The sequence below is a fragment of the Micromonospora maritima genome (assembly GCF_902825405.1).
Lineage (GTDB): Bacteria > Actinomycetota > Actinomycetes > Mycobacteriales > Micromonosporaceae > Micromonospora > Micromonospora maritima.
The window spans coordinates 1-8737 of the sequence record NZ_CADEAU010000219.1; the positions used below are offsets into that span (position 1 = coordinate 1).

Annotated in this window: 1 protein-coding gene; it reads right to left on the bottom strand. The window is 75.6% G+C overall.

Annotated elements, in window-relative coordinates; translation table 11 throughout:
- On the bottom strand, positions 1-8737 hold an 8737-nt coding region (locus tag HUW36_RS19145; protein ID WP_174529429.1), incomplete at both ends, for a type I polyketide synthase.

Below are 8737 nucleotides of genomic sequence, written 5' to 3' on the forward strand. Positions count from 1 at the left end.
CCGGCAAGCGGCCGGTCCTGCCGGGGCAGGACGCAGAGGACGCCGGCCCAGCCCTGGTCGTCGCCGAGGCGCCGTAGCCGCTCCCCCAGGTCGGTGCGGTCCGCGCCGGCCGGGACGGTGAGCGTGTCGACGGTGGCGCCGGCCTCGGTGAGCGTCCTCGCGACGCCGCCGTCGGCGTTGCCGCCGACGGTGGCGACCAACCATCGGCCGGTCAGGCCGGCTGCGGCGGCGGGGCGCACCGGCTCCCATCCGATCCGGTACGCCCCGGTGTCCGGTCCCCGGGTGCGGGAGCGGTGCCAGTCGGCGAGGACCGGCAGCGCGGAGCTGAGCGCGTCGGCGGCGGTGTCGTCGCCGAGGTGCGCGGCGAGCGCGGTGGGGTCGCCGCTCTCCACGGCGGCCCAGAACGCGGCGTCCGGCGTGGCCGGCGTGCGGGTGGGCGGCGCGGGCCAGTAGCGCTGGTGCTGGAAGGCGTAGGTGGGCAGGTCGATCCGGGTCGCGTCGGTGCCGGCGAACCAGGGCGTCCAGTCGACGGCGACGCCGTGGACGTGCAGCTCGCCCAGCCCGGCCAGCAGCGCTGCGGTCTCGTCCCGGTCCCGGCGTTGCACGGCGACCGCCCGCACGTCCTCGCCGTCGGGCAGGATGTCGGCGGTCAGCGCCGTGAGCACGCTCCGCGGCCCGATCTCCAGGAACGTGTCCACCCCGGCGTTCCGCAGGGCGGTGACCCCGTCGGCGAAGCGCACCGCCTGACGCACGTGCCGCACCCAGTAGTCCGGGGTGCGCAGGTCGTCGCCGTCGGCCACCGCACCCGTCACGTTCGACACCACCGGCAGCAGCGGCGCGGCGAACGTCAACCCGTCCAGCACCGCGCGGAACTCGGCAAGCATCGGCTCCATCAACGGACTGTGGAACGCGTGCGACACCGTGAGCCGGCGGGTCCGGACACCCCGGTCGCGCCAGATGCGTTCGATCTCGTCGAGCGCGTCGACCGGCCCGGACACCACGACCGACGTCGGGCCGTTCACCGCCGCGATCCCGACGTCCGCCCGGCCGGCGATCGAGTCGGCCACGTCGGGCTCTGTTGCGGCGACCGCCAGCATTCCGCCGCCGGCCGGCAACGCCTGCATCAGGCGGCCCCGCGCCGCCACCAACGCCGCCGCGTCCGGCAGCGACAACACCCCGGCCACGAACGCAGCCGTCACCTCACCGATCGAGTGCCCGCCCACGACGTCCGGCGTCACCCCGAACGACTCCACCAGGCGGAACAACGCCACCTCGACCGCGAACAACCCGGCCTGCGTGAACCGCGTCTGATCCAACAGGTCACCGTCACCGAACAACACCGCCTTCAACGGCTGCGGCAACAACGGATCCAGGTGGGCGCACACCTCATCGAGGGCGGCGGCGAACACGGGGAACGCCTCGGACAACTCCCGGCCCATGCCGGCGCGCTGCGCGCCCTGACCCGAGAACAGCACCGCGAGCGGGCCGCGCCGGACCGCGTCACCGGAGAGCACCGCGCCGGACGGTTCGCCGGCGGCCAGCGCCCGCAGACCCGCCAGCAGGTCGTCCCGGTCGGTGGCGGCGAGCACGGCCCGTCGTTCCAGGGTGGCCCGGGTGGTCACCGAGGACCAGGCCAGGTCCACCGGTCGGAGCGTGGCGTCGGCGGCCAGGCGACGTGCCCATCGCTCGGCCTGGCCGGCCAGCGCCGCGTCGGTCCGCGCCGACAGCAGCACCGGCAGGTGGACGCGGGCCGAGACCGTGGCGGACCGGTCCTGGCGCTCGGAGCGGGTGGGGAGCACGTCGCCCTCGATCACCGCTCCGGCCGGGCGATCAGCGGTGGGTGGTTGTTCGAGGACGACGTGGGCGTTGGTGCCGGAGATGCCGAACGAGGAGACGGCGGCACGGCGGGGCCGGTCCCGGTCGGGCCAGGGAGTCGGGGCCGTGGCGAGGGTGACCGCCCCGGCGGTCCAGTCGATGTGCGGCGACGGCTCGTCCACGTGCAACGTCACCGGCACGAGGCCGTGCCGCATGGCGAGGACCATCTTGATCACCCCGGCCACACCGGCGGCAGCCTGCGTGTGCCCGATGTTCGACTTGATCGACCCCAACAGCAGCGGCGTCTCCCGGTCCTGCCCGTACGTGGCCAGCAGCGCCTGCGCCTCGATCGGATCACCCAATGTCGTGCCCGTACCGTGCGCCTCCACCACGTCCACGTCGGCCGGGGTGAGCCGGGCGTTCGCCAGGGCCTGCCGGATCACCCGCTGCTGCGACGGACCGTTCGGCGCGGTCAGCCCGTTCGACGCCCCGTCCTGGTTGACCGCCGTGCCCCGCACCACGGCCAGGATCCGCCGGCCCTCCCGCTGCGCGTCGGAGAGCCGTTGCACCAGCAGGACGCCGGTGCCCTCGCCCCAGCCGGTGCCGTCGGCAGACGCGGCGAAGGACTTGCAGCGTCCGTCGGCGGCGAGTCCACGCTGGCGGGAGAACTCGATGAACGTCCCCGGCGTCGCCATCACTGTCACGCCGCCGGCCAGCGCCAGATCGCACTCCCCGGACCGCAGCGCCTGCGCCGCCAGGTGCAGCGCGACGAGCGACGACGAGCACGCCGTGTCCACGGTGACCGCGGGACCCTCCAGCCCGAACGTGTACGCCAGCCGGCCGGACAGCACGCTGCCCGAGGTGCCCACGCCGACGTAGCCCTCGACCTCGGCCGGTAGCTCGACCAACCGGGTCGCATAGTCGTGGTACATCACCCCGGCGAACACGCCGGTACGCGAGCCGCGCAGGTTCGCCGGGTCGAGGCCGGCGGACTCGAACGCCTCCCACGAGGTCTCCAGCAGCAGCCGCTGCTGCGGGTCCATGGCCAGGGCCTCGCGGGGACTGATGCCGAAGAAGCCGGGGTCGAAGTCGGCGGCGTCGTAGAGGAACCCGCCCTGCGTCGCGTACGAGGTGCCGCTGTGGTCCGGATCCGGGTCGAACAGCGACTCCAGGTCCCAACCCCGGTCGGCCGGGAACTCGGCGATCCCGTCGCCGCCGGCGGCCAGCAGCTCCCACAACTGGTCGGGATTCCCCACTCCGCCGGGGTAGCGGCAGGCCATCCCGACGATCGCGATCGGCTCGTCGAGTCCGGTGGTGGTGGCCGCCGTCGGGGTGGTCGCGTCCGGCCGGCCGCCGGCGAGTTCGGTCCACACCTGCGCGGCGAGCGCGGCCGGGGTGGGGTGGTCGAACACGAGCGTGGACGGCAGCCGCAGCCCGGTGGCGGCGTTGACCCGGTTACGCAGGTCCACCGCCGTCAGCGAGTCGAAGCCGAGTTCCCGGAACGCCCGGTCGGCCGGCACCGCGTCCGCGCCACCGTGCCCGAGGACCTGCGCGACGAGGCCCCGGACCAGCACGTCGACCTCGGCGCGCGCCTGGTCGTCGGTGAGCCGGGCCAGCCGGTCGGCCCATCCGCCGGTGCCCGCGATCCGCCGGGTGGCGGCGGATCCGACGAGGGGCGCCAGCATCGACGGTACGGGGGTACGGGCGGCGGCCGCGCGCAGCGCGGGCAGGTCGATCGCGGCGGGTACCAGGGCCGGCCGGCCGGCGGTGAGCGCGGCGTCGAACAGTTCCAGCCCGGTCTCGGTGCTCAGCGGCGGCAGCCCGGCCCGGGCCGACCGCCGCCGCTCCCCCTCGCTGAGCGACGCCGCCATCCCGGCGGTGTCCCACATCCCCCACGCGAGGCTGAGCGCCGGCAGACCCTCCTGCCGCCGGGCCGTCGCCAACGCGTCCAGGAACGCGTTCCCCGCCGCGTACGCCGCCTGACCCGGCGAACCCAACACGCCCGCGAGGGACGAGAACAACACGAACAGGTCCAGGTCGAGGTCCCGCGTCGCCTCGTGCAACCACCACCCGGCGGTCACCTTCGGGGCGAGCACGTTCGCCAACCGGTCCGGACTGACCGCCGACACCACACCGTCGTCCAGGACGCCCGCCGTGTGCACCACCCCGACCAGCCGACCGGGCACGTCGGCGACCAGCCGGTGCACCTGGTCCCGGTCGGTGACGTCGCACGCCACCACCGACACCGACGCACCCAACCCGGTCAGCCGCTCGCCCAACGCCTCCGCACCCGGAGCCGCCGGACCCTGCCGCGACACCAGCACCAGCGACCGCACCCCGTGCCCGGTCACCAGATGCTCGGCCACCAGCGCGCCCAGTGCCCCCGTGCCACCGGTCACCAGCACCGTGCCGGCGTCGCCGACGACCGGCGCAACCGGGTCGCGGTCGGTCGTGGGGGTCTCATCGACCGGGTCACCGTCAGCGGCGCGAGCGCGCCCGTCCGTCGTGTCCACACCCGGACCGGCGACCGGTCCGAGCACGGCGCGGACCAGGCGCGGGGTCGACACGGCGTCGCCGCGCAACGCCACCTGCCCGCCGGTGACCGGCAGATCCGCCACCACCCCGGCCAGCACCGACAACACCGAGCCGTCGACGTCCCGGTCCACGTCCGCCAGGACGATCCGCTCCGGATGCTCCGACTGCGCCGACCGCAGCAACCCCCACACCGCCGCACCGGCCAGATCCACCACCCGGTCGCCGTCCGAGGCCGCCACCGCGCCCCGGGTCACCACCACCAACCGCGAGTCCGCCAACGCCTCGGCGGCCAACCACGCCTGCACCGTCGCCAGCACGTCCGACGTGACCGCGCGGACCGCTTCCGGCGGCACCACGTCGGACGGCGCGGTCACCGGGAGCACGAACACCTCGGGCGCCCCGGCGGCGAGCGCCGCCGGCACGTCCGGGTACGTCGGCAGCCCTTCGACGGGTCCGCCGAGCGCCGCCCAGTCGCCGATCCGCCCCGGGCGCGCCGGAGCGGGCTCCCAGCGCACCTCGTACAGGGAGCGGGTGGCGGCGCCGGTCGCGGGCAGGCCGGTCATCTCCCGCAGGCGCAGGGCGTCGACCGACACGACGGGCGCGCCGGTCCCGTCCGTGGCGACGAGCCGGACGGCGTCGCCGTCGGGGGTGAGCCGGACCCGGAGCACGGTGGCGCCGGCGGCGTGCACCTGCACGCCCTCGAACGTGAACGGGACGCGTGGGCCCTCGGCGGCGGCCGTGGGCAGGAGCCCGACCGGGTGCAGGGCGGCGTCCAGCAGCGCCGGGTGGATGCCGAACCGCGCCGCGTCGCCGGCCGGGTCGTCCGGGAGGGCGATCTCGGCGTACGCCCCGTCGTCGCCGGTCCAGGCCCGCCGCAGACCCTGGAACGCCGGCCCGTACGCCAGGCCGTGCGCGGCGAGCGTCGGGTACCAGTCCGTGAGGTCGACCTCGGTGGCGTCGGCCGGCGGCCAGGTGCCGATGATGGGCTCGTCCGGCACGGAGGGTTCGAGGAGGCCCTCGGCGTGCCGGGTCCAGCCGGCGCCGGGGTCGTCCTCGGGTCGGGAGTGGATGGTGAGGGCGCGTCGGGTGCCGGCGCCGTCGACGCGTACCTGGAGGCGCAGCCGGCCGGTGGCGGGCAGGACCAGTGGCGTGGCGACGGTGAGTTCGCGCAGCCGGGGCACGCCGGCCTCGTCGCCGGCGCGGACGGCGATCTCGACGAGGGCGGCGCCGGGCAGCAGGGTGGTCCCGGCGACGGCGTGGTCGGCCAGCCAGGGGTGGGTGGCGAGGGAGAGCTGGCCGGTCAGGACGACCGTGCCGTCGCCGGCCAGTTCGACGGTGGCGCCGAGCAGCGGGTGCGCGGCGTCGCTCAGCCCGGCTCCGGAGACGTCGCCGGGGCGGGTGCGGGCGGTCGCCGGCCAGTAGCGCCGGTGCTGGAACGCGTACGTGGGCAGGTCGATCCGGGTGGGCGCGGGGCCGGTGAACCACGCCGGCCAGGAGACCGGTACGCCGTGCACGTGCAGGTCGGCCAGCGCGGTGAGCAGCGCGGGCGTCTCGGCGCGGTCGCGACGCTGGACGGACACGGCGAGCACGGCCTCGTCGTCGGGCAGGATCTCGGCGGTCAGCGCGGTCAGCACGCTGCGCGGTCCGAGTTCCAGGAACGTGTCCGCCCCGGCGTGCCGCAGGGCGGTGACACCGTCGGCGAAGCGCACCGCCTCCCGGACGTGCCGCACCCAGTAGTCCGGGGTACGCAGGTCGTCACCGCCGGCGAGCGCACCCGTCACGTTCGACACCACCGGCAGCAACGGCGCCGCGAACGTCAACCCGTCCAGCACGGCCCGGAACTCGGCAAGCATCGGCTCCATCAACGGACTGTGGAACGCGTGCGACACGGTCAGGCGACGGACCCGGACGCCCCGGCCCCGCCAGGAGTCTTCGATCTCGTCGAGCGCGTCGACCGGCCCGGAGACCACAACCGACGACGGCCCGTTCACCGCCGCGATCCCGATGTCAGTGCGGCCGGCGATCGAATCGGTCACGTCGCACTCCGACGCGGCAACCGCGAGCATTCCGCCGCCGGCCGGCAACGCCTGCATCAACCGACCCCGGGCCGCGACCAACGCGGCGGCGTCGGACAGCGACAGCACCCCCGCGACGAACGCGGCCGTGACCTCACCGATCGAGTGGCCACCGACGAAGTCCGGCACCACGCCGAACGACTCGACGAGGCGGAACAGTGCCACCTCGACCGCGAACAGACCCGCCTGCGTGAACCGCGTCTGGTCGATCAGCTCCCCGTCACCGAACAGCACCGGCTTCAACGGCCGCGGCAGCAACGGATCCAGATGACCGCACACCTCGTCGAGCGCGGACGCGAACACCGGGAACGCCTCGGACAGCTCCCGCCCCATGCCGGCGCGCTGCGCGCCCTGACCGGAGAAGAGGATCGCGAGCCGGCCGCGCGGCGTCGGGGCGCCACCGGTCACGCCGCCGGACGGTTCGCCGGCGGCCAGCGCCCGCAGACCCGCCAGCAGGTCGTCGCGGCTGGTGGCGGGCAGCACGGCGCGTCGCTCCAGCGCGGGACGGGTGGTCACGGACGACCAGGCCACATCCTCCGGTCGCCAGGCGTCGTCGCCGGCGAGCCGGTCGGCCCACCTGTCGGCCTGGGCGGCCAGGGCCGCGTCGGTACGTGCGGACAGCAGCACCGGCACCACCGTCGGCCCGGCCGGACCGTCGGTTCGCGCGTCACCGGCGTCGGCGACGGGCGGCTGCTCCAGGATCACGTGGGCGTTGGTGCCGGAGATGCCGAAGGACGACACCGCGGCCCGGCGGGGGCGGTCCACGCGGGGCCACGGCACGGCCGCGCCGGCGAGGGTGATCGCACCGGCGGTCCAGTCGACGTGCGGGGACGGCTCGTCGACGTGCAGCGTCGGCGGCACGACGCCGTGCCGCATGGCCAGCACCATCTTGATCACACCGGCGACACCGGCGGCGGCCTGCGTGTGCCCGATGTTCGACTTCACCGAGCCGAGCAGCAGCGGCCGGTCGGCCGGCCGGTCCTGGCCGTAGGTCGCGAGCAGCGCCTGGGCCTCGATCGGGTCACCGAGCGTGGTGCCGGTGCCGTGCGCCTCCACCACGTCCACCTCGGCCGTGGTCAGCCGCGCGTTGGCCAGGGCCTGCCGGATCACCCGCTGCTGCGACGGACCGTTCGGCGCGGTCAGCCCGTTCGATGCCCCGTCGGAGTTGACCGCGGTACCCCGCACCACGGCCAGGATCCGGCGGCCCTCGCGCCGGGCGTCGGCGAGCCGCTGCACCAGCAGCACACCGACGCCCTCGGACCAACCTGTCCCGTCGGCCGAGGCGGCGAACGACTTGCAGCGTCCGTCCGGGGACAGGCCGCGCTGGCGGGAGAACTCCACGAACGTGCCGGGTGTCGCCATTACTGTCACGCCGCCGGCCAGCGCCAGGTCGCACTCCCCGGACCGCAGCGCCTGCCCGGCCAGGTGCAACGCGACGAGCGACGACGAACACGCGGTGTCCACGGTGACCGCCGGGCCCTCCAGCCCGAACGTGTAAGCCACCCGGCCGGACAGCACGCTTGCCGACGTGCCGGTGCCGACGTAGCCCTCGGCGTCCGGCGGGAGGTCGGCCAGGCGGGAGGCGTAGTCGTGGTACATCACCCCGGCGAACACGCCGGTGCGGGAGCCGCGCAGCGCCGCCGGGTCCACCCCCGCGGACTCGAAGCTCTCCCAGGACGCCTCCAGCAGCAGCCGCTGCTGCGGGTCCATCGCGACCGCCTCGCGGGGCGAGATGCCGAAGAAGCCGCTGTCGAAGTCGGCGGCGCCGGCGAGGAAGCCGCCGTGCCGGGCGTACGAGGTGCCGGGGTGGTCCGGGTCCGGGTCGTAGAGCGCGTCGGGGTCCCAGCCCCGGTCGGCGGGGAACTCGGAGATCCCGTCCCGACCGGCGGCGAGGAGCTGCCAGAGCTGCGCGGGGTCGTTGACGCCGCCGGGGTAGCGGCAGGCCATGCCGACGATGGCGATCGGCTCGTCGGTGGCGGCCGTCCGGGCGGCGGCGCGGCGGGCGGTGAGCCGGCCGGAGACCAGCTCGAAGAGGTGCGCGGCGAGCGCGGCCGGGCTGGGGTGGTCGAACACGAGCGTGGACGGCAGCCGCAGCCCGGTCGCGGTGTTGACCCGGTTACGCAGGTCCACCGCGGTCAGCGAGTCGAAGCCGAGTTCCCGGAACGCCCGGTCGGCCGGCACCGCGTCCGCGCCGCCGTGGCCGAGGACCTGGGCGACGAGGCCCCGGACCAGCACGTCGACCTCGGCGCGGGCCTCGTCGTCGGTGCGGTCGGCCAGCCGGTCGGCCCAGTCGCCGCCGGCGCGGGCCTGCC